The organism is Colwellia sp. Bg11-28 (assembly GCF_002836245.1).
GTDB classification, from domain to species: domain Bacteria; phylum Pseudomonadota; class Gammaproteobacteria; order Enterobacterales; family Alteromonadaceae; genus Colwellia; species Colwellia psychrerythraea_A.
This window is the reverse complement of record NZ_PJBA01000003.1, coordinates 152973-179698: the sequence shown is the minus strand read 5'-3', so window position 1 is coordinate 179698 and position 26726 is coordinate 152973. Positions and strand designations below refer to the sequence as shown.

Genomic DNA, 26726 nt, shown 5'->3' with positions numbered 1-26726 from the left:
CAACTGTAATTTTCCGTTTGAGCACCTTGTTATACATTTACATATCATAAGCACACTTCATTAATTTACTAAGATGTGGTTTGAATTCTTCTTTTGAATTAAAAAGTTGAGGTGTCTCGGTTTTAAACATTTTTACACAGAAATCTATTTTGTTTGCTATGGTCACTTTACAGTCATGCCTTGCATATTCACCCTCTAGCATCGGACAGGTTTCGTTAACTCTGTCTTTGGCGTATTTTATAACCTCTTCTTGTGTAACAGGCTCATTAGCAACTTTTTGAAATAATTTATACTGTGAAGTTTCATCAGGGTTACTTAAGGTTCCTTGACTATAAAAATGGTACCCACCAGCTAACACAGCTAAAATTAATAAATACTTCATTCAGATTAATCCTTTAAATGTATAACGCCACGTTAAGCGGCCAAAAATTGTTGGCTAAAATTGTGAACGGGGTGAAACAGCCAACTGTTTTTTGTGATCTTCCCCCGATAAAACGGACACATTTTATTTTACGCTGCCAGGGCTTCATATTCTATTGGAGAACAATAGTTTATCTCTGAATGCATCCTCGAAACATTGTAGTATTTGTTAATGTAGTTGCCAAGTGTTCCGCGCAGTTCTTTATCACTTTTAAACACATTACCACGAATAACTTCCGTCTTCATTGAATGGAAAAATGACTCCATATGCGCATTATCAGTACATTTTCCAGCTCTACTCAAACTATGAGTGATCCCATGTCGTTTCAATGCTTTCTGGTAAATGTGCCCACGATATTCTACGCCTCTATCAGTGTGGAGCATTAAGTCACCGGATGGTTTGCGTTTCTTAACTGCATTTTGCAATGTACGCTTGGTCACTTCCATCGTCCTACTTTTATCCAAACTCCAGCTAATAATGCGCCGTGAATATAAATCCATGATGACCGACAAATAACGCCATACGCCTTTAACTTTCAAATACGTGACATCAGCTACCCAGACCTTATCTTTAGCCAATGGGACTTCGCCATCAGGTCGTAAGTTTTTACCTGTCGTTAGGAAGCGTTTATAAAAGGCTGAACGTGTCGTCACGCGCATCACTCTGGCAACCAAACCAAGCGCACGATACAAACGTTCGACACGTTTTTTACTTATGTTGTACCCTTGCTTTTGTAAGGCCTTAAATATTCGAGGGCTCCCATATCGTCCTCTATTCTCTTTGAAAATTTGCTGTATTTTATGTTTAAGCTCAACATCTTCTATGGCTCTAGCACTCGGTTGGCGCTCACGCCAGTCATAATAACCACTTTTAGATGCATCAAAAAACGTCAGTAATCGCGTAACTTTTATGTCGGCTCTGAGTTTTTCGATGAATCGATATCGACTTGATGTTCCTCTGCAAGAAACCGTTGCCACTTTTTTAGGATATACAGCTCCTCCTTGAGTGCTTTATTTTCACGTTCAAGTTGCTGTTCTTTGGTCAGTACTTTTTTGGCTTTTGATTGCCCTGCCACTTTTTTTCGTTTATCCACCACAATGATCCCTTCACGATATTCTTTTCGCCATCGTGACAGCATAAATGGGTGTATGTCGAGTTTTTCAGCGACAGATTTGATTGTGACGCCGACAACAAAACTCAGTTGAACAGCATTGACTTTAAAGTCGTTTGAATACTTCCAAGTTCGTCTTGGATTGTTGTACTTTGGCATAAGACACCTCATCTTTAGTTAGATTTTGGTGTCCGTTAAAGCGGGGGAACTTCATTGTCCGTTTGAACGCCTTGTTAGAGCTATTTTATGAAATAGAAATCCCTGACATAAATAGTTTATATAAAATAACATATAGAGCACACGTAAGGGCTGTGAGCCCAAATGATCCAGCAAAGCTAATGTCAAAAACTTTCTTGAATACGAGAAGCAAAATAAAAGGAGATAAGAGCAAAGTTGCAGGAAAAACTTTACCAAGAAGAAAGGTAATAATAGCTGCAAGAACAGGTGCAATAAATGACTTAATTAAAGTTGGCTCTGGCGCTCCTATCATTGTTGCACTTATTTTTATCGGAAAGGTCATACATAGTGTGGCGAAAGCAAAAATAGCTAGTGCGGCAAACCCTGTGATTTCAATATTCAAATTAATATGCTCCTTGCATCAAAGTTGAGGTAGCTCTAACGCCCAAATAACAGGCTAAGTAATGGTTGGCTAAAATTGTGCAGCGAAGCGAAACGTAGCCAACTGTTACGTGTCCTTGTTGATTATCTTGTTAGGCTTACTTTTAAACTTTACAGTCAAAAACAAAATAATAAAATGCACAACCAGTATACTAAACAATAACTTGGCTAAAGAATAGCTAGAATTAAATTGAGCATTTAAGTATTCCTCGTTTGAGAGATTAAGCTCATGTTGCATTTCAATTTGTGATACTAGCCCTGAACGTTCGAGAGGAATTGATTCATTCTTTAATACAGAAATAAACTGATTTTGTAATTCCGTCATTTGTTCAATTGTATATTTTGATTTTGATTGCTCGTAATTATATTGCGGGAACCATAACGAAAAAACGGAAAATGCTAAAAGCGAAATCATGGACAAAGTCAGTAATATTTTGTGAGCCATAGTTTAAAAAGTATCCATACTTGAGGTAAGCCTAACGCCCTAATAATGGGCAAAAAATTGTTGGCTAAAATGTTGAGGAACGAAAACAGCCAACTGTTTTTTGTCCTTATTTATTAGCTTGTTATATGGCAACTTGCTCAGCCACTTTTGCCTGAATTTTATTTACCAATTCAGTTGAACCTTTGATTGATAAACCTTCATAGGTTTCGGAATATATCTTAATTTTTTTAGAATTGATATTTGCTTCCCAAACCGATATTTCCTGAGAACCTACGACGTTATAATTCTTTTCTTTAACTGTTGCACCAAAGCTAGCCAAGACAATTTTAAGTGCCTCGAATAGTTTATCATCAGTTTCTGAGCCTAAAAGTACAGTTGAAGTGCCAAACATATCCCTTGCCATATAACAGCTTATTATGGAGACTTCTCAGTAATGTCCGTCCCATAACTTTAATTTTATGTGCATTAATATCCCATATTTTCAGTGTCTTATAAACTAAATATATTTTATTTTTGTTAGGTTTTGGATATTACTGAGACTTCTCAGTAATATGACACAGTCAATCCATTAGAAAATATATCGCAAATATTTTGAAGCTAACTTCCGCTCTGCGCACCAAGGGAACATAAACTCAGTAATAAAACATCAATTTTAGTAGCTAATTGATCTCTATAAAGAGACTTACAATGAGAGATTAAATTATCGGAATTAGCTATGAAGTGTGAATTTGATTTGGGGCCCTTTTTCTCTTTATTATTTATTAAGGGTTCCAATGGTGCTCCATTAGTATCTTTAGGTCAGGATAAATGGATATTTAAGTCCAATCGAGCATTTAAATACAACTGTTTTTGCTTCGTTCAAAGGCCTTGTTCTACCTGTAACGAGTAATTGTGAAAGTCTTCAGATACTTTTTTATAACCTAGTTTCTCATACAAATGTTGACCCGCTTTGTTTGAAAATGCAGTCATTAAATCTATTCGAGAAGCACCCTCTGCTTTAGCATAACTTTTGGCTTTATCCATTAATGAAGCACATACTCCTAAGTTACGGCCGCTGTCATCAACATACAAATCATAAAGAATATAAATTTTTACCGCGTCAACAGAGCAAAAAGAAGGATACATTTGAACAAAACCTAAGGTTTTACCATCCTTTTCAACAAGAAATATTGTCGATTCACCTTTTTCAATACGTTCCGAGATGAACTGCTCTGCCAATGCAATATCAGGTTTGCATTCATAGAACTGTCTATACAAATCGAATAGTCGTGCAATTACTGGGATGTGCACCTTAGTAGCTTTAATGATTAACATATTCACTCTATTTATTAGATAAGGTATAGCGCCCGAACAAGAGACTTTTATTGGTTGGTTAAAATATGGAGCGAAGCGAAATCTAACCTACTGTTAACAGTCCTGTTTTATTGGCTTAATAGGCATAAAAAAGGCCCCAATAAATATTAGAGCCTCCATACATCAAAAATGTGCAATTAAAGTAATTAAGTGTTTTTATTTTTTCTTGAAAAACTTAATCCAACCAAGCTAAGACCAAATATCAAAAGTGTAGCTGGCTCCGGTACTGATGTAGATGCATAACCATACTGAAGATTTGCCATGCCGTAATCACTTTCTGAGAAACTATCACATTGGGTGATTGATGTGTTTGAACAATAACCAAACCCATCAATGGTGACATCACTCGAGTAAGTCCAATTTCCAGAGTTTTGAATGTAGTTATCATTACCACTAACAGCCACCAATCTATATTGTTGACCAGAAAGCAGATCAAAATTCACTGAAGAATAGCGGTATGAGCCTAAAAGAGTATCAGTAGAATTTACATTTGTTGATACTAATAATGTCCCTAAAACTTCATCAAAGATTCCAACTTTAATCGACTCACTAGAAAAACCATTACCTAAATAGTCATAAGCTCCAAGTGATGTTACATTAAGATCGGTAGCACCAACTGTGAATATAGTACCAAAAGACCATGAGCCGTTTGTACCAGCGCCATTTTCCGAAATCACTGTTCTTATAAGTGAAGCATTTGCTGACATAGCAAATACAGAGATTAACAACAAGCTAGCTAATTTGATTATTTTCATAAGCTTTTCCAAATATGTATTAATTAATATGTTTTAATTTAAGTGTTAATGCAAAAAACTCGCCAAGTTCATAATCAATTGTTTTAAATGGTTTTATCTAGTCTTTTTTCTGATTAACACTGTAGGCTGTAAAATATGCTGACATGACCTTTATGTTTAGCGTCCGTTTAAATAACTTATTAGCTTTTAGATTTTAGATTTTATTGTAACCAAATCCCCTTCTACAAATACACATTCATGACGTTCACGAACTTTAAAAAATCATCTCCAGTTTCTTTATACTCAGTTTTTCTCTCGATTCGGGTATTTACTAATAAGTCACCATCAATACCTAGTTTTTGACCATTTCTAATAGCGTTATCCATAGCTCTTTGAAGTAAGTTATCTTTGGGGCCAGATATATAAGCTAGAGATATCATATTTACTTGGTAGCACGATTTCCCTATAGTATATAATATTATTGTCTTTAATATCAATTAATTGGACTTTAAATATATTGCTTTCGGGTTATTGCTGAAACTTCTCAGTAATATGGCATGAATAATTTATAATAAATGCTGTTTTAAAAGGCTTACAGCGAAGAAAAAGGAATCAGAGTTAGTGAAGAAGTGGGTGAGTAATTTGGGGCCCTTTTTACCTTTATTTTTTATTAAGGGTTCCAAGGGTGTTCTATTAGTATCTTTAGGTCAGTATAAATGGATATTTAAGTCCAATCGAGCATCAACGTAATACTGGGCTGATGCTTAGTTTTTCGATGTATTCCCACTAAAATTCTTCAAATAATACAATAAAAATACTTTTTCACCCTCTTTTGGGTATAACCAAATGACCGTTAAGTTGCTACATTCATTGTAGGCATTAGAGCGTGCTCATAAATAAACTAAATAGAGCAAGGCTAAATTTACAATATTAGGTGTAAGAACACGGATTGCACTTAAGAGGGTTAGAGTATGACAGATAATAATTTCAATCAGCCATTAGGCGGTAATCAAATGCCACGTTTTGGTGGTCCAGGTACTATGTTTCGCTTACCAAGCAGTGAAATAAGCAATGACTTAGATATTGGTATTGTTGGTGTGCCACTGGATATTGGTGCGAGTAACCGAAGTGGTACACGCTTTGGCCCTCGTTCTGTTCGCAATGAATCAGTCTTAGTTCGTCCTTACGGTATGTATACCAAAGCTGCGCCATTTGACAGCTTCCAAATTGCAGACATTGGTGATACTCCAATAAATACATTCAATCTAGCTGACTCTATTCGAATTATTGAAGCGCATTACGATACCATTATGGCGAGTAATATTAAGCCAGTGACTGTTGGTGGCGATCACACTATCAGTTTGCCTATCTTGAGAGCCTTGCATAAAAAGCACGGCATGATGGCATTAGTTCATGTTGATGCCCATGCGGATATTAATGATTCTATGTTTGGTGAAAAAGAGTGCCACGGTACTATTTTCAGACGTGCTATTGAAGAAGGTTTAGTTGACCCAAAAAAAATGATTCAAATTGGTCAACGTGCAACCGGTTATAGTGCGGGTGATTTTCAATGGGCGGTGGACCGAGGCGTAAGAGTTGTACAGGCAGAAGAATGTTGGTTGAAATCGTTAGTTCCCTTAATGGAAGAGGTGCGTGAGGTTATTGGTGAAGATATACCGACTTATTTAACGTTTGATATTGATGGTATTGATCCAGCATTTGCGCCAGGAACTGGCACACCAGAGCCAGCAGGGTTAACCTCGCCACAAGCCTTAGAGATCATTCGTGGCATGTGGGGTACTAATCTTATTGGTGCTGACTTAGTTGAGGTATCACCACCATATGATACTTCAGGTAATACCTCCTTATTAGCAGCCAACCTCATTTTTGAAATGCTTTGTAGCTTTCCAGGTTGTATTCGTAGATAAAGAGCAATGGTGACTTAACTACAGAAAAGGGCGTATACCTCAGGGTATATGCCCTTTTTATTATTTCTTATTGCTTCTTCTTAATTCTTACTGGTCGTAGTTTTAAAAGGCACTGTTCTATCTGTTGGAGGGGTATGTAATGAGTAGGCCTGTTCTGTGCCGCGTAGATATCGAGTATGAATCTATATGGTATAACACTGACTCAGAAAGGCTGGGAACTGTTCAGTGAAGTATTACTTTGAATGACGATTAATTGTAACCGAGCACGTAACAGCTATTCGCTTCTTGTTCTACATATAAGCGTTTTTTAAGTAAGTTAACTGCAAAGTTACTACTGAATTCAACATCAGAGTTGAAAGTAGCTTCCTGAGATAAGCTCTCTTCATTACTTGCTGTATTTAACTCCTGAGAGGTTTTTGCTTCGTTACGGTTATTCATAATCACTCTACCTATTGTCGTAATGTGTAGTATTAGCTTATTACAATTTCAGAAGTAACTTGATTAATAAATACCCGAACGGGGGGATTACTCACGTTAGTAATGCAATGCCGTTTTAGTAAATCCACCCAGTTCATCTGTTGAAACGAAAGTACTCCTTAAACACAATTCACACTCATCGAGAGGCATTTTTATGGGTGATTGTGCGTGCAAAAAGATCTATTAAGTTTGATAGATGTAAAACTTAACGTGTATTGTTTTGTATTTAACATAAGCTTAAATTGTTATTCAATAGATAAAACAGATTACAGTGCAGATTGTAATCACTCATCCTGCCAGAGTTAATGGAGTAATGCAGGCATTGTGAAGACTGAACTGGCTTAACAATGTGGTCAACTAAATCGGTTAATGAGCGCGTCCGCTTATTAAGTAATTAGTTTAACTTAATGATACCTAACCAAGATGACTTGGATCTGAACTAGTTAAGCTAAGTGACGAAAATAAGAGGAAGTAGATTGGAACTTTTTACCGCGAATGAGAGTCCGGAAAAACTGGGGATAGGCAAAGCTAATATCTTTATTCAACCGAATCATAAAGCGTATGGCCAACTGAATAAACATGCCTATTTCAGTCAAAGTTATGCCGATTTACATGCTAGACCGTTTCCTGTTTCAAATGTACCGCTTCGCGTTTCACAAGTTTGCTTTCTTCATCAAGAGGGTGATAGTCAAGCCGTTGAATTAGCTCACTTACATGAGTTATGTCATCGATATAGCGTCAATCCTCCTTTAGCCAATGCATCGTGTTTTTACCAAAAAATGGGTGAATACGAAATTAGGTGGGAGCGCCATACAGAATTTAGTAGTTACACCTTTTTAATACATGACAGCGGATTGAAACCCTTTGACTGCCCACCTGTAGCGCTAGTACCCATTGATTGGCTTGAGGGGATATCAGGTGAGTTAATTGCTGCCGTTCATATTGATGCGTTAAGTGAAGGAAGCGTGACCTTAGAAAGAGATCATTTACGTCAATATTTTGAGGGACAGCGGTTAATGGGCTCTGAATTACATAATGGCGAGGCTATTATACTCAGTGCATTGCGGTTACATGAGGATAACTTTAACCGAATATTGTTGGTTAATACTAGTTTGAATGAATGTCAAAGTGGCCGCGTGCTTAGAGCACTATTAGAGATTGAAGCCTATCGAAATATGACCTTATTGGCTTTTCCGCTTGCACAACAAGTGAGTATCAAAGTCAGCAAAATGGAATCGCAATTGGCCATGTTGCTCAAGAAGCAAAAAGATATTAAGTCGTCGAATGATGAGCAGAAACAACTGGCTGAATTGTCATCAATGGCAGCTAATATTGCTGAAATCATCGCTAGCTCACGTTATCGCTTTGATGCAGGCAGTGCTTACTATGAAATGGTAAGAAGTCGGTTGGCTGAATTAGAAGAAAAAGACATTAATGAATTACAGACTTTTAGTGCCTTTATCGACCGACGATTATCTCCGGCATATCGAACCGTACTTGCGGCAAAACGTAGGCTTGATGATTTATCGAGTCGAGTCGATCGCGCGAGTGACTTTTTACGCACCCGTATTGATATGGCGATTGAAGCACAAAATCAAGCATTGCTGACATCAATGGATAAAAGAGCGCAGATGCAATTCAACTTACAACAAACAGTTGAAGGGCTTTCAGTAATTATTATGACCTATTACGTACTGGCACTGTGCAAGTATTTATTGGATGCCAGCAGTAGCCTTGGTTATACATTTAATAGGGAAGTAGCCTTGACGTTGTTGATGCCAATTGTACTTATTAGCGTCTGGATGTTTAGCCGCCGGATAAAAAATGCAGTACAAAAAATTGCACCCTGATTGAAATAATCTATTGGTTAACAATGAAATAAGTTCGTTATTTATACAGTTGTAAATAGAGTTTTGAATGGTTTGGTTTGTGTACTCCCCTAAAGGGGGTACTTAACTTGATAGGGCTAGCATAGTCTAAGTTATTATTTTTATAGCGGGATCAAAAAATGTATACATATAACAAGCTCTATATTAATGGTGACTGGCAATTGCCAAACACTGAAGACACCATTGATGTGATCAATCCGGCTAACTCAGAACTTTGCGCTAAAACACCCAGTGCATCAATTGCAGATGTTGATAAGGCAATAGCAGCAGCAAAATATGCATTTGCGCAATGGTCAGCAACAACACCAGCAGAGCGAAGTCAGTTAATTACTGCTATTGCTGATGAAATGCAAAATAGAATAGATGATTTTGCGAGTGCTATATCTACCTCTATGGGCTGTCCTAAACATCTTGCTTTTGATATTCAAGTGCAAGGCGCGATCGACGCCTTTAGAGGTTATGCCGACATGGCGTCTTATGTTGATGAATCATCAACAGAACATGGCGTGATGCAATGTCATTCCGCAGTTGGTGTTTGTGTTTTAATCAACCCATGGAATTACCCGTTATCTCAATTAGTTGGCAAGATAGGTCCAGCATTGGCAACCGGTTGTACTATTGTTGCTAAACCCGCAGAGCAAACGCCTTTGCAAGACCTTATTTTGGCTGAAATCTTTGACAAAGTTGGCGTACCTGCTGGCGTGTTTAACGTAATTACCGGTTATGGTTTCAAAATTGGTGAGCATTTATGTTCACACCCTGACGTTGATATGGTTTCGTTTACTGGCTCTACAGGAGCGGGTATTAAAGTTGCTCAAGCGGCGTCAACAACAGTTAAACGTGTTTGTCAGGAACTTGGTGGAAAATCTCCGTTTATTATCACTGACGATGCAGATTTAGCTGCAGCTGTTCGGTATGGCGTTGAAGATGTCATGATTAACTCGGGTCAAACATGTTGTGCATTAACTCGTATGTTAGTGCCTGAATCACTTTATCAGCAGGCGATTGTTATCGCCAAAGCCGTAGCAGAAGAAAATGTGGTTGGTGACCCACAAGACGAAAACGTTACCATGGGGCCTTTGAGCTCGTCCTTACAACAAAAAAGAGTTTTAGACTATATCAATATTGGTATTAAAGAAGGTGCTGAACTTGTGACCGGTGGACCAGAGATCCCCGCTCGATTACAACAAGGCGCTTATGTAATGCCAACTATTTTTACCAATGTAACCAATGACATGACCATAGCACAAGAAGAAATATTCGGACCTGTGTTATGTATGATCCCTTATTCAGACGAACAAGAAGCAATTAAAATTGCCAATGATACTGTCTTTGGGTTGTCATCAGGTGTTTTTGCAAAAGATGCAAATGCTGCACTTCAAATAGCTCGAAAAATCCGTGCTGGACAAAGTTATATTCAAGGCACTTATTTCAATTCTCATGCACCGTTTGGTGGCTTTAAGCAGTCAGGAAATGGTCGTGAATGGGGAATTGAAGGATTACGCGAGTTTATTGAAGTGCAGTCTATAATTATAACTTAGGGGAAAGTATGAGTGAGCTACATTTACATGAGAAAACGCTTGGAAAAAGGGATATATTTTTATTCTGTATTTCAGCCGTATTATTACTAGATACCTTAGCTGCTGGGGCCGTAATGGGACCAACAGTTATCTTTTGGTGGGTAATACTGACTATCTTTTTTTTAGTACCTTTCGGTGCTATCAGTACTGAACTTGGATCAGCTTACCCTGAACAAGGCGGTATTTATGCTTGGGTAAAAAGGGCATACGGCCAAAAAATGGCATCACGAATTAGCTGGTATTACTGGTCTAATGTTGCCGTTTGGGTACCTGCTATCTTCATTCTTTTTGCGGGCGTATTCTCGCAAATATTCATGCCTGATATGTCGCTAACAGCACAAATCATCATGGGTGTGGTACTGATATGGGTTGTGGTTTTTGTTAATATTGTTGCCTTAAATGTGGGTAAATGGATCCCAAATATTGGGGCAGCGATCAAGTTAATTATCTTTGCATTATTAATTATCGGTGGCATCTTGTATGGCATGGAGCACGGTATAGCAAATGAATTTACCTTAGCTACGATGATCCCAAGCACAGAAAATGGCGGCTTGAGCTTACAATATTTACCTGCAGTTGTTTACGGTATGCTCGGTTTTGAATTAGCCAGTGCTAGTAGCGCTGAAATGAAAGACCCACGTAAAGATTTACCTAAAGCTGTTTTCTCATCAATTGCTGTAGTGGTAGGTGCATATATCTTAGCAACTACTGCGATATTAATTGCACAACCTGCTGATAAAGTTGATGTAGTTGATGGTTTGATGGATACCTTAGGTCAGTTCTTCGGTGGCAGTCCATTGGGTGATGCTTTCGTTGTTGTTCTCGGTGTTGGTGCACTTTATACCTTCTTCTCAAATGGTGCAACGTGGGCAATGGGTGCTAATCGTGCAGCAGCAGAAGCGGCTATTGATGATGAATTACCGGCATTGTTTGCGGTTGAATCTAAGCATGGTACACCCGTAGGTGCGTCTATATTACTTGGTATTTCTGCTTCAATATTACTGATTTTATATGGTGTGATGGCGGGTAATAACGAAGATTTATTCTGGTCTTTATTTGCTTTTAGTGGTGTTATTTTTATGTTGCCTTACGTTGCTGTGTGTACAGCATTTGTTAAAATACGTGAAACGCATATTGGTATTAATGGCAAAATTGCAGAGGATGGCACGTTTAGATTTCCAGGTAGTCCTAAATTTGTAAAAGCTTGCGCCTATCTTTGTGCCGCCATATTAATGGTAACGATAACGTTATTTATTTATGTACCAGGCGAGGGTGTTGCTTGGGAAGTATTATGGGGTGCCATTGGTGTTATCATCATGGGTGAAGTAGTTACTTATCGTGGCATGAAAAAAATGAAAACAGCTACAGTGTAACCAATATTGGTTTAGGTATTGTAATCGCTTGAAACAGCGACTCTTTTGAGTCGCTGTTTTGTTTGTATTTCAAACTTTACTATTATTAAGTAGAAACTTTTGTTAAGTGCGGTCATTTTATGAAATTAGATAAATATAGTTTAGCGCTAATTGAGCTAACTCAGCATGTTGGTACAGAGCACTTTTATTCTAAATTGAAAGACTTTTTTAAAATCACTTTTGATTTTGATGAGCTAATTGTTCTGCAATTTCATAAGTCTGCAGATACAAAGTTACATTATCGTTATGGAAATGATGGTAAAAAAAACATGCTGTATGGTGAGGAGTCTTGGCGCTATTTAACACGCTTATATGTACTAGATCCTTTCTACCGAGTGTTTGCTGATAAAGGGAAAGAGGGCTTTTTTTCTCTAGATGAAATAGCGCCGGATGAGTTTTCAAACAGTTACAGTTCTTACTTTAATTTTTTATCACTGACTGATGAGGTAGGTTATCTATTTCCGATAGATAAGGATAATTGTTTACACCTTGATATCTCTCGATTTGGCAATAGTGAGAAGTTCTCGTCTTTGGATAAAACACTTTTTGCTCAGTTAGTAACCCCCATTCAAAACCTATGTAATAGCCACTTGGCTATGATTGGTGAAAGCAGCGAAACTACCCACTCAAATGTTGAAAATGTACTGCTTAATTTCGGCAAAGACATCCTAACCAAGAAAGAATATCAGGTATGCCAACTATTGCTACAAGGGCATTCCACAAAAGCCATTGGCACTATTATGACCATTGGCTACGAAACAGTAAAAATGCATAAAAAAAATATTTATAGCAAAACCTTTTTATCAAGCCAGTCAGAACTATTAGCCTTGTTTATTGATATTTTACAATCAGAGTCATTAGACAAAGATGTCGATCATTTATCTTTTTATGTCGATGGACAATAACTCCCACCAATAAATTTTATTAGCTACCTTTTAGGGGGTATCTAAAAACTCTCATCAGGTTAACTTAGTACTATAAAACTAAGATGGTGTGTACGAGGAGTATTTATAAAAGTAAGGCTTTTATAAATAACTTACTTTGTTATATACCCGCTCCACTTGAAGATGCTCGTTTCATGAAGTCTGAGCGATTCATAATCAAGGCGTATTTTTTTATTAAGGGCTTTCCTTAAAAAGAAATGTAACGCAGAGTATGATTTACTCAGCCTTCCCCAAGGGGCTGGTTTAGAAACGCTTTATGCTGCGTTATTGATTTCGACAATAGAATAACTATTTTCTTCAATCAATGCCTTGCCTAAAGGCGTTTCTAATTCCAGCTGAATCATGCATCTTCAAGTGGAACGGGTATAGATGCTCACACCAATGTAATATTATAGAGGAGTTAGTACTGTGCAAGACCAAGCTAAACTAGCATTAGAAAACACGAAATTCACCCCTTTTTGGTTAGACAATCCAGATCGTCCAGCTGCTGAAGCTCATCTCACAACAGCGATTACCACCGATTTATTGATTGTTGGTAGTGGTTTTACTGGTTTGTGGACGGCGGTACAAGCCAAAGAACAAAACCCTGATCGAGCAATTGTTGTGATAGAAGCCAATACTGCTGCAATTGGCGCATCAGGTCGTCCAGGTGCTATTTTATCTACTTCGCTAATGCACGGTATGGAAAACTCTAACCGTTTATTCAAAAATGACATGGAAGAGTTGGAACGTCTCGGTAAAGAGAATATGGATCAGTTCCGTGACACCATTGAAAAATACAGTATTGATTGTGATATTGAATGGACAGGTGAATTAACGGTTGCCGTCGGGAAACATGGCATTGACGATATTGAAGGTGAACATGAGCTGTACGTTAAATTTGGTCACGATGCCCATTTATTAGATAAAAAACAAATTCAAGCAGAGATTAACTCTCCATTTTTTGAGGGAGGTCTTTGGTCTAAAAAACGCTCAGGAACTATTCATCCTGCAAAAATGGCCTGGGGCCTAAAACGCGTTGCAAAAGATCTCGGCGTAGTGTTTTATGAAAATACACCTATGCTGACAAGTAAAACGCGAGGACAACAAGTTTTTATTAATACGCCTGAAGGCAGTATTACAGCGAATAAAGTTATTTTAGCGACCAACGCATTCACTAAACATAAAAAGAAAATCAGTACACGTGTAGCGGCCATTCGTGATCGTATTGTGATGACTGAGCCGCTAACTGAAGAGCAGCTTGCCGAGCTAGGTTGGAAAAATAGACAAGGTATTTACGATACTCGAACGCAGTTAAACTACATGCGCTTAACAAAGGATAATCGTGTCTTATTTGGTGGCCGTTTAGGTTACTTTTTTGATAACGATACCGATCCTGAACATGATAAAACCCCTGAGCCATTTATTAAACTGGTGGGAATGTTATACAAAACGCTACCCGCATTAAAAGATATTAAAATATCGCATGCGTGGAGTGGGCCTATTGCTTTGACAACCAGAATGGCGGTGCATTATCAGTATTATCACGGTGGAAAAATGATCTATGCGGGCGGCTATTCTGGGTTTGGTGTTACCGCAAGTCGCTTTGCCTCTCGCGTTGCTTTGGCGATTGTTGACGATGTTGATATTCCCGAGCGTAATTTAGAATTTGCCAAAACAGTACCTGCTTGGATCCCACCTGAGCCATTTCGTTGGATTGGTGCCAAGATCACTATGTATGCATTAGATACCTGTGATGCAAAAGGTGGCTGGAGAATACCTTGGTTAACCCTTGTTGATAAAATGGGCTTCCCTTTAAAACCTTAAGCTATTTATAAGTAACGCTAAAGCGCGACTGTGATCACCTGAACTAGGTGATCATTTAAGTTATAATATATCGTTAAGCACTGCGTGATGAGCATACACAATCCATAGTTATTTTGGTAGAATGGAATAATTTAAGGAGAGCACTTTTATGCCCAATTACGTTGTAGGACACAAAATACCTGATTCAGATTCTATCTGTTCAGCTATCGCATTATCATATTTGAAAACCACTTTAGGCGAGGAAACTGTTCCTGCTCGTCTAGGTGAACTTACCCCTGAAACACTGTTTATCTTAGACAAGTTTGGCTTTGAACAGCCAGAGCTAAAAACTAGCTATGCTGGCGAAGGTGTTTATATTGTTGATCACAGTGATATTGAACTTGCTCCTGATGATATTGATCAAGCGACTATCTTAGGTATTATTGATCACCACAAACTTGGTGATTTAACGACGTCTACACCGCTTGAAATATGGGTCCGCCCGGTAGGCTGTACTAATACAATCATCAAGATGATGTATGATTTTAATAATGTTGAGATCCCGAAAAATATTGCGGGTGCAATGTTATGTGCCATTTTAAGTGATACCGTTATTTTTAAATCACCAACCTGTACAACTGCAGATATTAAATGTGTAGAAGCATTAGCTGAGATTGCCGGTATTGAAGATTTTAAAGAGCTTGGCATGGACATGTTTAGAGTAAAATCTGCTGTTGAAGGTACTCCTGTTAGAGATCTAGTAAAACGAGATTTTAAAGATTTCAATATGAACGGTAAAAAAGTGGGCATAGGCCAACTTGAAGTTATTGATTTAGCCGTTTTTGATGACATTAAAGATGCGTTATATGCTGATATTGCTGAGTTAAAAGCTGAGGGTGACCGTCACAGTGTTTTCCTACTATTAACTGATATCATGAAAGAAGGCTCAGAGCTTTTAATTGCCAGCGATAGCGATACGTTAGCTGAGCAAGCATTTGGTGTTACACCAACAGATGGTAAAGCTTGGTTAGACGGTGTACTTAGCCGTAAAAAGCAAGTTGTACCACCACTGCAAGAAATTCTTCTTAAATAGTTATAGCAAACGGATTAATTTATTTAAGACAATAAAAAACCCAGCAATTGCTGGGTTTTTTTATGGCGATAATTAAATATTACGCACGTTCAAATACTGTTGCGATACCCTGACCTAAGCCGATACACATAGTAGCTAAACCAATATTAACATCTTGCCCTTCCATCAAGTTAATCAACGTACCTGAGATACGTGAACCTGAGCAACCTAAAGGATGACCTAATGCAATAGCACCACCATTTAAGTTAATTTTATCCATTTTATCTTCCACTTTTAATGAGCGAACACAAGACAAGGCTTGTGCAGCAAAAGCTTCATTAAATTCAAATAACTCAATATCTGCAATAGATAAACCGGCACGTTTTAATGCTTTCTTGGTAGCAGGAACAGGACCAAAGCCCATGGTCGCAGGATCGCAACCAGCAACAGCCATACCACGAATTTTAACGCGTGGTGTTAAACCTAGTTCTTTTGCTTTAGCAGCAGACATAACCAACATTGCTGAAGCGCCATCTGATAACGCAGATGAAGTTCCGGCAGTTACTGTACCGTTTGCAGGGTCAAATACTGGACGTAATGCTGATAAGCTTTCTGCCGTTGTTTCAGGGCGGATAACTTCATCGTGCTCTACTAATGTTAATGCACCAGTAGCATCATGACCTTGTGTTGCAACAATTTCATTATCCCAACGACCAGCCAAGTGTGCTTCATGCGCTTTTTGATGCGAACGCGCACCAAAAGCATCTTGCATTTCACGCGTAATGCCGTGTTGTTTACCTAATAACTCAGCCGTTAAGCCCATGTTACCAGAGGCTAAAGCGATATTTTTATTCAGTGCTGGATCAAAATCAACGTCATACATCATAGGTACGTGACCCATGTGCTCTACGCCACCAATAAGGAATACATCGCCTTGTCCTGACATGATGCTAGTACTTGCTTGATGTAACGCTTCCATAGAAGAGCCACATAAGCGATTTACCGTAACGCCACCAATGGACTTTGGTAAACCAGCAAGTAATGATGCATTACGTGCAATATTAAAACCTTGTTCTTTAGTTTGCTTCACACAACCCCAAATAACATCTTCAATGTCTTCTGGGTTTAATGCAGGATTACGTACTAAAATTTGTTTCATTAAGTGTGCTGATAGTGCTTCAGCACGTACATTGCGAAAAACACCGGCCTTAGAGCGACCCATTGGAGTTCGTATGCAGTCTACAATTACAACTTCGTTCATTTTATTCTCCTCGGCTTAAGCTAATTTAACATCGGTAGTGAAGTAAGATTTACCTGATTTTGCCATTTCACGAAGGCCATCAGTCACATGATAAATTTCACCTAAATCAGTATACTTATCAGCCATTGCGATGAAGTTATCTAAACCTAGAGTTTCTAGGTAGCGAATTGCACCACCTCTAAATGGAGGGAAACCAACGCCATAGATTAAGCCCATATCGGCTTCAGCTGCAGTATCAACTACACCTTCTTCTAAACAACGAACCACTTCATTAACCATAGGGATCATCATTCGAGCTATGATTTCTTCGCTGCTAAAGTCTTTTTTATCAGCACAATGTTGACCAAGTAACTCGTAAGCAACAGGAGCTGGAACTTTCATTGGACGACCACGCTTGTCTTTGATGTGATCGTAAAAGCCTTTACCGTTCTTTTGACCTAAGCGCTCGTTAGCATAAAGAGTGCTAACAGGGTCATTGTCAATTTTTTTCATTCGCGTAGGGAAACCAGATGACATAACACCTGTACAGTGATCAGCAGTATCAACGCCAACAACATCAAGTAAATAGGCAGGGCCCATTGGCCAACCGAATTGTTTCTCCATTACTTTATCGATAGCGGTAAAGTCAGCACCTTCAAGTACTAATTGGCTAAAACCAGCAAAGTATGGGAATAAAACACGGTTAACATAGAAACCAGGACAGTCATTAACAACAATCGGAGATTTACCCATTTTAGCGGCATAAGCCACGACTGCCGCAACCGTTTCATCTGAAGTATCTTTGCCACGAATAACTTCTACTAATGGCATTTTATTTACAGGGTTGAAAAAGTGCATACCACAGAAGTTTTGTGGACGTTTTACGCTTTGTGCCAATAAATCGATCGAGATAGTAGAAGTATTTGACGTTAGAATCGCATCTTCACTGATCACACCTTCAACTTCAGCTAAAACCATGCCCTTAACTTTAGGGTTTTCTACAACCGCTTCAACAACAATATCTACGTCTTTAACACTGTCATAACTTAAAGATGGAGTGATGTTGTTTAATACACCTGCCATTTTCTTAGCATTCATACGACCACGTTCAACTTGTTTAGTTAAAATGCCCGTAGCGGTTGTTAAACCTAAATCAAGTGCTTGATCATTAATATCTTTCATAATGATCGGGGTGCCTTTATAAGCTGATTGGTATGCAATACCACCACCCATAATACCAGCACCTAATACAGCCGCTTTATTGACAGCTTTTGTCGCAAGTTTACTTGCTTTCTTAGCTTTGCCTTTAATCACTTGGTCTGCCATAAACAAACCAATTTGTGCTGTTGCTGCATCAGTTTTCGCTAATTTAGCAAAACCAGTATTCTCAGCAGCCATTGCACCAGTGCGATCTAAGTTAGCACTAGCAATCAATGTATTTATCATAACCATTGGTGCTGGATAATGTTTACCCGCTTTAGCGGCAATCATACCTTTACAGGTAGTTGATGACATGATGAGTTCTGTCGGCGATAACTTTAATGCTTCCAATTTCGGCTGGCGTTTCGCGCGCCAATCTAGTTTGCCGTCAATTGCCAGTTTAAGCATGCTAATAGCAGCAGCTTGTAAATTTTCTGGTTCTACAACGGCATCAATAGCACCTTGTGCTAGTGCTGCTGCAGGTTTGAATGCTTTACCTGTAGACATCCAAGTTGCCGCATTATCAAAACCAATAAGTCGAGGTAGTCGTACAGTACCACCAAAACCAGGCATCAAACCTAGTTTAACTTCTGGCAGTCCGATACTGGCAGTAGTCGCTGCAACTCGGTAGTCACATGCCAGCGTCATTTCACAACCACCGCCTAAAGCGATGCCATTGATAGCGGCTATAGTGGGTAATTGAATATCTTCAAATGAGTCAAAAACGTCTGAGGCTTTTTTTGCCCAAGATGCTAAGGCATCTTCTGGCTGACTAAATGAAACTAAAAATTCTGTAATGTCAGCACCAACAATAAATGTTGATTTGCCTGAAGTAACTATTACGCCTTTAGCTTCACTGCAGTTATTAATTGCGGCCACTACGGCTATATATTCTTCAAAAGTTGCTTGATCAAACTTATTTACTGAACCCTGAGCATCGAACTTAAATTCTACAATGCCGTCTTCGAGTAATTGGGCTGAAAGGCTCTTGCCTTGATATATCATGCTTTGTCTCCTTCACCTAAAAGTGGTGTTGATGTTTTGATGATTAATCTAGATTTTTTAGTGCCATTCTGCACTCTAAAAAAACGTAGATAACTAATAATAGCTGACTGAGTGTGCCTTGAAAAAAAGTGAAATGCAATGAATTTAAAACAAGTGTTTTAATTGTGTGTATGTTTATTCTTTGTATATACCCAAACTCGTTGGAAATACATGATTTCAGCGGGAGTTTAAATGGTCAAATACAAGGTGTTTATCTTAAGCATAGTCATTCTATGGTTATTATAAATAGTGCGGTAGTTGGCCATTTAAAACCCGCCCGTAGGGAGTTTCTCAGGTAAGTAATCACAGCGTAACATCAATTTGAAAGGCAATAAGCATTCCTACATTGGTGTACTTTGTGCTGACTCACCGGAGTAACTCTGAAACACGCATTATCAAGGAGCTTGGGTATAGCGATTAATAACAGGCAAAAAAAAAGCACTCCACCCATACTTAGGGGAGTGCTTTCATAAATTTTATCGTTTTTGAGCGGACTACAATTTATATTTGGAAGAATTAACTTTGTTGATGTAAAAAATTGATGAACTCATCTGCCGGCATTGGCTTAGCATAATAGAAACCTTGTACCTCATCACAACCTAATTCAATTAAACGCTCTTGCTGTTCAATTTCTTCAATGCCTTCAGCAATGACTTTTAGTTGCATCTTTTTACCTAAATTAATAATAGTTTCAGCAATAACTGACTGACCTTCTTTATTAATATCGGTGACAAAAGCGCGATCAACTTTTAGGCGATTTAGAGGCAATTTTTGCAAGTAACTTAATGAAGAGAAGCCAGTACCAAAATCATCGAGTGCTATGCTTATTCCTTGAGCTTTTAACTTGGTTAGCGCATCAATGATGATTTGTGGCTCATCCATTAAAATGTTTTCTGTAATTTCTAGTTCAAGTTTGTTTGGCTTAATTCCATGCTGAGTCATTGTGTTTATTATATTATCGACAAAATTATCTTGTCTAAACTGTGGGATAGAGACATTGACTGAAATACTAAGCTCAGAGAAATTTTCTTCTAATATTTTTAGTTGCTTACATGCCTGACTAATAACCCAGTCTCCGATTTCAATAATTAATCCTGAATATTCAGCTAAAGGAATAAAAACAGCAGGAGAAACAAATTTACCATCAGCAGTTCGCCAGCGAAGTAAGGCCTCAGCACCAATAACTTTACCAGTAGTTAATGATAATTGTGGTTGATACCAGAGTTCAAGACAGTTATTTCCAAAATCATTACGAAGTTGGCGAATCATGTTTAGGCGCCATTGCATTTGATCTTCTATATCTGAGTGATAATAAGCAAAATGTTCTAAACGATTCTTTTTGGCAATATTCAACGCAATATTAATTTGATTCAATACTTGTACGCCGCTGCTTTGAGCATGTTCTTTAGTACATAAACCAAAACAAGCATTGATGGGAAGGTGTTGTTCACCTGCAGCAAAAGGCTGGTGGAATAAAGCGATTAAACTTTCAGGGGTTAAACAATCGGCCGGACCAATAATGCCAAAAACGTCAGCACCTACTCGTGCCAGTTGGCAGTCAGAACCTATACTTTGAATTCGTTGACCTACAGCAGATAGCAGCTTATTGCCAATATCTTGTCCTAAGGCATCATTGATATCACTGAAATGATTTATATCAATTAAGGCTGCAACCGTATTTTTACAATCATTTTGAGCAAAACTATCAAGTAAGCGCACAAATTCAAGACGATTCGGTAAGTTAGTTAACCAATCTCTGTAAGCCGCATTGGTGAGCTTTTGAAATAGGTGGACATTTTCATAACCTACAGCGACTCCGGTTAAAAATACATTCAATAGTTGAGTTTGGATTTCGGTTAACGGGCTAGAAAGCCTGACATGAATGACTGCACGGTAATCACCTTTAGCAACATAAAGATCAAGGCTATCATCAAGATATTGATGTTTTTGTTGTAAGAAGCACGCTTTTACTTGTTTGTTCGCTTGGTTATCTTCTAACGTATCAATTTTTTGGTTCAGTAAGCTATCATCAAAGCCAATTTGTGCTAAAACATAAAAACTCAAGTCATCAATATTATCAATAATACCTTGGCCTCTAGCGCAAAAAACTGCAGATATATCATCACTTATGAGGGTTCTTAATTGGGATAAAACACTTTGACTAAAAGTAGGGAGAGAGTGCTGTGACGATAATTCGGTAGCACCAGAAACTATTTTCTCAAGACCTTGACGGTTCTCATTGACAGTAGCTATTTGTTGGAAAGAGCGAATAGCGGCAAAAACGGTAGTGACTAACTTTCGACGAGTTAGCTCGGTCTTTGTCTTATAATCATTGATATCATATTCTTTTATGACACTTTCTTCGGGGGCATAGCCAGGTTGCCCGGTACGTAAAACAATGCGGATATCTTTTCGCTGTAATGTTTCTCGGATATATTTGACAACATTTAAGCCAGCATCATCAGTTTCCATAACTACATCGAGTAGTACTAGAACAATGTCATCATTATTTTCAATTAGTTGACAAGCATCTTTACCTGAATAAGCATGTAAGTACTCAAGACGACGTCCTAATACGACCAGATCTGATAATGCTAATTGAGTCACTGAATGAATCTCTGGATCATCATCAACAATTAGAACTTGCCAAGTTTCATTACTGCCAAACGCTAAAATCTCGTCTTCATCACTATCATCGATGAATAAAAAGTCATCATGGGAATTTTCTGATGCTTGCATACCGCCCTCATAACTAAGCATATTATCTGGGAATATAAATAGTTAAAATTGAAATTTATTGTATTGAGCTTAACTATAACTCAGTACTACTTTTTTACACCATTGGGCGTGATAATGAAACCTGTTTGGTCATATTTTATTTGTTTTATTTTACTGGGTTATAATAAATTGAATTTAATCATGTATCGTTAGCCTTGCTTTTGACATAGTGTGTTAAAACGTATATACCCATTCCACTTGAAGATGCATGATTCAGCTGGAATTAGAAACGCCTTTAGGCAAGGCATTGATTGACTAGAATAGTTATTCTATTGTCGAAATCAATAACGCAACATAAAGCATTTCTAAACCAGTCCTTTGGAGAAGGCTAAGCAAATCATACTCTGCGTTATCTTTCTTTTTAAGGGATGACCCTTAATAAAAAAATGCGCCTTGATTATGAGTCGCTCAGAATTCCTGAAACGAGCATCTTCAAGTGGAACGGGTATAGGCATCAAGTGGAATATTTCTGCTTATTTTAAGGGTACTAAAAAGGGAGGTAATACAGTGAGTAAAGACAAATCAGATGTTGTGATACTTGAAAAGGATGTTAATAAAGACGGTGATAATACTGCCATAGTAAAGAGTAATAAATCGACTCAAAACTCAACAGAAGCCGGCGTCTCTCAACAGTTTTTGAAGCTCGCTAAAAGATTTGTTATTGATGGCGCTTTGTTACCTGAAGAAAAACAAATGCTCATTGAAGATCGCACTGTGAAGCGAGCAAGACTGAGCCAATTACGCAAGCAGCAAAATATCGAAAATATTATGCAGAAAACGCTTGGTTATTGTGCAAGTTTTGAAATCGGGCAAAGAACAGATCATGACTGGTTCAGTCGCTATATTGCGTTATCTGAAGAAGTCAGTAATCCGACCATGCAAGATTTGTGGGCAAAGATTTTAGCAGGAGAACTCACTAAACCTGGGTCTTTTTCATTCAAGGCTTTGCAAGTTTTTCGAGATATGAGTATTTATGATGCGAAACTATTAGCGAAAGCTTGCTCATTAGCGATAAAAGATCCCAATAAGAAAAATATTAGGCTAATCACTGGTGCTTATCAACAACCAGGTCTGTTCAATTTTTTCTCTAAGCAGCGACAGCAATATTGTAACTTAAGTCACTATGGTTTGAATTATGCGGATCTACTTGCGTTATCAGAAAATCATCTTATCTATTTGCAAGAAAGTGAGTCTAGCTTATTAAGTAAGGACGACTCTCTGCAATTTACATACAATGGTTTACCATTAAAATTAACTGCAAAAAAATCAAATGTTTGTTTACAGTTTTATAAGTTTACCCCGCTAGGAGCGGAGCTTGCTCATCTGATTAGTGATAAAAGCAATGATGAGTTTTTTGATCATTTAAAAAATATGTTAACTCATTACTTTGCAGTTAATAGTGATTAAATAGCAGAATCTTTTAGTAGATGCACGTCCTAGAGGTATGAAGAACCCTCACTTGCATCCTTAGCGTAAATTTACTAATGTTATATTATATCAATTGTGATATTATCTCACTTTGAAGGTCAACGCTGGCCAGTTAACAGTAAATTACTCTAGATTCGCGGAATAAACATGTTAGATAGAATAGGCATTACAGCAACTTCCTTATGTGCATTACATTGCATTTTATTACCTATTATATTGCCAATGCTACCTTTGCTTGGGTTAAGTTTTTTAGCTGATCATGCTTGGGAACATGTTTTTCTTCTGATGACTGCGGCTCTTGGTACTATCGCATTATTTTCTGGTTTTAAACGTTATCACAGACGTTTGTATCCCTTCTATTTGCTTTATTTGGGCGTGACTTTATATTGGATTAAACATGACTTTTCTGAAGCGTTAGAACCGTTTTTTATTATTGGCGGCGCAAGTCTTATTATTGCAGCCCATTTCATTAATATTAAGTTATGTAATAGCTGTAAACAATGTGATGATGAAACTTGCAGTAGCTAACTTCCTTATCGAAAGTTAGCTAACAGTTCGTTCAATTTCTTCTTATACCAGTCGGATCAATCAATTAGTCAAATTGGTATTACTTATCAAATTCTTTCAATTTTCTCGTTAAGGTATTTCTACCCCAGCCTAATTTTTTGGCTGCATCTTGTTTATGACCCTGAGTAAATATTAACGCTCGTTCAAGCATTATCTTTTCAAATTCAATCTGAGCATAATCTAAAATGGCATCTTTCCCCTGTGCTAGTTCTTGGTCCATCCAAGTACTTAGTACGTCTTGCCATGCATTTGAATCATTCTTCAACGATGTTGATTTCTCAACTAATTCATTAGGTAAATCTTCAATAAGAATTTCCTGACCACTTGCCATAACCGTTAAAAAACGACAAATATTCTCTAATTGTCTAACGTTCCCAGGCCAATGGCAGTTATTGAGGAAGTTACTTGCTTTTTTACTTAATGTTTTGACCTCAACACTTAGTTCATTGGCTGCTTGCGTTAAAAAGTGCTGGCTCAGCTGTGGAATATCTTCTTTTCGTTCTCTAAGGCTAGGTAAATGAATACGAATAACATTGAGCCGGTGAAATAAATCTTCTCTAAATTCACCTTTCTTCACACGTTCCTCAAGATGTTGATGAGTAGCGGCAATAATCCGTACATCGACTTGAACGGGTAGATGCCCGCCAACACGATAAACCTGACCATCAGACAGTACACGTAACAGACGAGTTTGAATGTCTAATGGCATATCGCCAATTTCATCTAAAAATAAAGTCCCTCCATGTGCTTGTTCAAACCGTCCTTGTCGAATAGCATTAGCTCCGGTAAAGGCACCTTTTTCATGACCAAATAATTCAGATTCAATTAAATCTTTTGGGATGGCGGCCATATTTAACGGAATAAAGGGTTCATTTACGCGAGGGCTATGAGAATGAAGCGCTTGAGCAACTAATTCTTTACCTGTTCCTGATTCACCATTAATTAGCACACTAATACTTGAGCGGGATAAGCGACCAATAGCACGAAATACTTCTTGCATGGCGGGGGCTTCACCAATTAGGCCGACGGCTAAAGGTATATCTTTTTGATTTTTATTTTTCTCATTTTGCTCTCTTGCATGAGTGAGGGCACGTTTACTTAAGTTGATGGCTTCGTCAATATCAAATGGTTTAGGCAAGTATTCAAATGCACCACCTTGATAGGCATTAACAGCGCTGTCTAAGTCAGAGTGAGCTGTCATAATAATCACAGGAATATGAGAATGTTGCTTATTTAACCTTTTTAATAACTCCATTCCATCGATATTTGGCATACGAATATCAGAAATAATGATTTCTGGTTGACCATGTTCTAATGCAATCAATAAATTTTCAGCACTTTCAAAAGCAGCACAACTTATATTTGCATTAGCAAAAGCTTTCTCAAGTACCCATCTAATTGAGCTATCGTCATCAACTATCCAAACTTGTTCGGTGATCATAATGTACTCTCTTGTGATAAAGGTGCTCGATTTAAAGGTTGCTGTTTTAATGGCAGTAGAATTGTAAATTCAGTATGACCAGGGCGGCTATGACACGATAGCTTACCTTGGTGTTGATTTATTAGTGTTTGTGAAATAGATAAACCTAACCCTGTACCATTAGAACGGCCAGAGACCATAGGATAAAAAAGTGTGTCTTGAATTTTAGTGGGGATACCAGGTCCATTATCAATTATGCTAATTTCAATGGCTAACTTGATTCGTTTGCCATGAATGGTTCTATTACTAGCAATTCGAGTACGTAGGGTTATGTTGTGTTTTTCATCAATGGCTTGAATAGCATTGTTAACAATATTAAGCACTGCTTGTTGCAGTTTTTCTTGATCACATTCAACCGTAGGAAGTGAGGGATCATAATCGCGTAACAAATGAATTTTTTGTCCATTTGAATAGCCGACCAATTGGCATACCTTCTCAAGTATGCCATGGACATTTTGTGCCTGCATTTGGGGCAGTTGGTTTGGACCTAATAGACGATCAACCAAGTTAGTTAATCTGTCAGCTTGCTCAATGATCATGCTGGTATATTCTTGTTGCTCACTAGTCACTTCTTTACTAAGTAACTGTGCTGCGCCTCTTAACCCCCCAAGCGGATTTTTAATTTCGTGAGCCAGACCTTTAATAAGATCACGTGCAGCAAGCCATTGCTGATGTTGAAAAACTTCTAAGCTAATTTGCTTTTGTTGATCTATTTGTTTGAATTCGAGCAATACATGGGGAGTTCTTTCAAACTCGACTGAAGACGCGGTTACTTCTGCCGTAAATCGGTGGCTTTCATTTAGCTCTACAACAATGTCGCAATCTGTAAATTCTTGACCGGTGGCAAGCAGTTGTATTAAACGTGAGCGATTGATACTGGTATTAGCAAAAATCATTTCAGATTCTGTATTGAATAAACGATACAAGCTTTTATTTAATAGTGCTTCAGCGGCTGGGTTCACATAAACGATGGAGAGTTTTTCATTGAGAATAATTACAGCAGTCACCAACTGATTGGCAAGTGATTGCTGGTAAGACAACTTGTGATCTTGTATATAACTACGGCTATGCATAAAAACCCTTAGGAAGATAATTTCATGCACCGTTTTGGTGCGTGCAATTTAAGTTTACTAAAGAAAGGTTTTATTTGCAGTGTTAATTTTGCTTGGAACAAAAGTGCTAACTCTTTTATACCTCTTTAATAGCAAGGGGTTAAAAGT

General features: G+C 37.9%; 22 protein-coding genes. 9 read left to right on the top strand and 13 right to left on the bottom strand.

Translation table 11 applies throughout. The features are described 5' to 3' along the window. Positions 1 to 37: 37 nt before the first annotated feature. From CXF79_RS03725 to CXF79_RS03695, 7 genes are all read right to left on the bottom strand, one after another. Positions 38 to 382: a hypothetical protein gene (locus CXF79_RS03725; RefSeq protein ID WP_101154004.1), complete on the bottom strand. Its 345-nt coding sequence runs from the start codon at positions 380 to 382 to the stop codon at positions 38 to 40. 128 nt (positions 383 to 510) lie between these two features. After that, a protein-coding gene (locus tag CXF79_RS03720) for an IS3-like element ISCps3 family transposase (protein ID WP_101154003.1) occupies positions 511 to 1691 on the bottom strand; the annotation gives its coding sequence in 2 pieces (ribosomal slippage) (positions 511 to 1406 and positions 1406 to 1691; 1182 coding nt in all). 85 nt (positions 1692 to 1776) lie between these two features. Next, positions 1777 to 2112 carry a hypothetical protein gene (locus tag CXF79_RS23325; protein WP_157825832.1) on the bottom strand — a complete coding sequence of 112 codons (336 nt, stop codon included), beginning with the start codon at positions 2110 to 2112 and terminating at the stop codon, positions 1777 to 1779. Positions 2113 to 2217: 105 nt separating this feature from the next. Then, positions 2218 to 2595 carry a hypothetical protein gene (locus CXF79_RS03710; protein WP_101154001.1) on the bottom strand — a complete coding sequence of 126 codons (378 nt, stop codon included), beginning with the start codon at positions 2593 to 2595 and terminating at the stop codon, positions 2218 to 2220. A gap of 121 nt (positions 2596 to 2716) precedes the next feature. Then, positions 2717 to 2986, bottom strand: a complete 270-nt coding sequence (locus CXF79_RS03705) for a hypothetical protein (protein ID WP_101154000.1) — start codon at positions 2984 to 2986, stop codon at positions 2717 to 2719. A 467-nt stretch (positions 2987 to 3453) separates the two neighbouring features. Then, complete coding sequence (locus CXF79_RS03700) at positions 3454 to 3909, bottom strand: GNAT family N-acetyltransferase (RefSeq protein ID WP_101153999.1); 456 nt, start codon at positions 3907 to 3909, stop codon at positions 3454 to 3456. Between the two features lie 185 nt (positions 3910 to 4094). Beyond that, on the bottom strand, positions 4095 to 4703 hold the full coding sequence (locus CXF79_RS03695; protein ID WP_101153998.1) for a PEP-CTERM sorting domain-containing protein: 609 nt from the start codon (positions 4701 to 4703) through the stop codon (positions 4095 to 4097). Positions 4704 to 5653: 950 nt separating this feature from the next. Here CXF79_RS03695 and speB point away from each other — a divergent pair. Beyond that, on the top strand, positions 5654 to 6610 hold the full coding sequence (speB, locus tag CXF79_RS03685; RefSeq protein WP_101153996.1) for an agmatinase: 957 nt from the start codon (positions 5654 to 5656) through the stop codon (positions 6608 to 6610). A gap of 249 nt (positions 6611 to 6859) precedes the next feature. On the opposite strand, the gene CXF79_RS03680 is transcribed toward speB, so the two are convergent. After that, complete coding sequence (locus CXF79_RS03680) at positions 6860 to 7048, bottom strand: hypothetical protein (RefSeq protein WP_011041246.1); 189 nt, start codon at positions 7046 to 7048, stop codon at positions 6860 to 6862. A gap of 515 nt (positions 7049 to 7563) precedes the next feature. On the opposite strand from CXF79_RS03680, the gene CXF79_RS03675 reads away from it, so the two are divergent. The 6 genes from CXF79_RS03675 to CXF79_RS03650 all read left to right on the top strand — a co-directional run bounded on the left by CXF79_RS03675 (position 7564) and on the right by CXF79_RS03650 (position 15790). Then, complete coding sequence (locus tag CXF79_RS03675) at positions 7564 to 8937, top strand: DUF3422 family protein (protein ID WP_157825831.1); 1374 nt, start codon at positions 7564 to 7566, stop codon at positions 8935 to 8937. Between the two features lie 158 nt (positions 8938 to 9095). Further along, positions 9096 to 10517 carry an aldehyde dehydrogenase family protein gene (locus CXF79_RS03670; RefSeq protein ID WP_101153994.1) on the top strand — a complete coding sequence of 474 codons (1422 nt, stop codon included), beginning with the start codon at positions 9096 to 9098 and terminating at the stop codon, positions 10515 to 10517. A gap of 8 nt (positions 10518 to 10525) precedes the next feature. Further along, entirely contained in the window at positions 10526 to 11929 is a 1404-nt protein-coding gene (locus CXF79_RS03665; RefSeq protein WP_101153993.1) for an APC family permease, read from the top strand. A gap of 119 nt (positions 11930 to 12048) precedes the next feature. Continuing rightward, positions 12049 to 12873, top strand: coding sequence for a helix-turn-helix transcriptional regulator (locus CXF79_RS03660; RefSeq protein WP_101153992.1), 825 nt, complete (start codon positions 12049 to 12051; stop codon positions 12871 to 12873). A gap of 447 nt (positions 12874 to 13320) precedes the next feature. Beyond that, positions 13321 to 14718 carry an NAD(P)/FAD-dependent oxidoreductase gene (locus CXF79_RS03655; RefSeq protein ID WP_101153991.1) on the top strand — a complete coding sequence of 466 codons (1398 nt, stop codon included), beginning with the start codon at positions 13321 to 13323 and terminating at the stop codon, positions 14716 to 14718. A 148-nt stretch (positions 14719 to 14866) separates the two neighbouring features. Next, positions 14867 to 15790 (top strand): manganese-dependent inorganic pyrophosphatase, encoded by a 924-nt coding sequence (locus tag CXF79_RS03650; protein WP_101153990.1) that lies wholly within the window; start codon positions 14867 to 14869, stop codon positions 15788 to 15790. A gap of 79 nt (positions 15791 to 15869) precedes the next feature. Here CXF79_RS03650 and fadA read toward each other — a convergent pair whose 3' ends face one another. From fadA to CXF79_RS03635, 3 genes are all read right to left on the bottom strand, one after another. Then, on the bottom strand, positions 15870 to 17030 hold the full coding sequence (gene fadA, locus CXF79_RS03645) for an acetyl-CoA C-acyltransferase FadA (RefSeq protein ID WP_101153989.1): 1161 nt from the start codon (positions 17028 to 17030) through the stop codon (positions 15870 to 15872). Positions 17031 to 17045: 15 nt separating this feature from the next. Then, a complete protein-coding gene (gene fadB / locus CXF79_RS03640) occupies positions 17046 to 19214 on the bottom strand; it encodes a fatty acid oxidation complex subunit alpha FadB (protein WP_101153988.1) in 2169 nt (722 codons plus the stop codon). A gap of 555 nt (positions 19215 to 19769) precedes the next feature. After that, the gene (locus CXF79_RS03635; RefSeq protein WP_101154028.1) at positions 19770 to 21992 is read right to left on the bottom strand and encodes a bifunctional diguanylate cyclase/phosphodiesterase; all 2223 of its coding nucleotides are present in this window, start codon (positions 21990 to 21992) and stop codon (positions 19770 to 19772) included. Between the two features lie 438 nt (positions 21993 to 22430). Here CXF79_RS03635 and CXF79_RS03625 point away from each other — a divergent pair, with 438 nt between their 5' ends. Further along, positions 22431 to 23438: a TIGR03899 family protein gene (locus CXF79_RS03625; protein ID WP_101153987.1), complete on the top strand. Its 1008-nt coding sequence runs from the start codon at positions 22431 to 22433 to the stop codon at positions 23436 to 23438. Between the two features lie 168 nt (positions 23439 to 23606). Beyond that, positions 23607 to 23987, top strand: a complete 381-nt coding sequence (locus CXF79_RS03620; protein WP_011041257.1) for a MerC domain-containing protein — start codon at positions 23607 to 23609, stop codon at positions 23985 to 23987. 79 nt (positions 23988 to 24066) lie between these two features. On the opposite strand, the gene glnG is transcribed toward CXF79_RS03620, so the two are convergent. Then, on the bottom strand, positions 24067 to 25467 hold the full coding sequence (glnG, locus tag CXF79_RS03615; RefSeq protein WP_011041258.1) for a nitrogen regulation protein NR(I): 1401 nt from the start codon (positions 25465 to 25467) through the stop codon (positions 24067 to 24069). Continuing rightward, entirely contained in the window at positions 25464 to 26579 is a 1116-nt protein-coding gene (gene glnL, locus CXF79_RS03610) for a nitrogen regulation protein NR(II) (RefSeq protein ID WP_101153986.1), read from the bottom strand. Before glnL ends, glnG begins: the two co-directional genes overlap by 4 nt. Positions 26580 to 26726 lie beyond the last annotated feature (147 nt).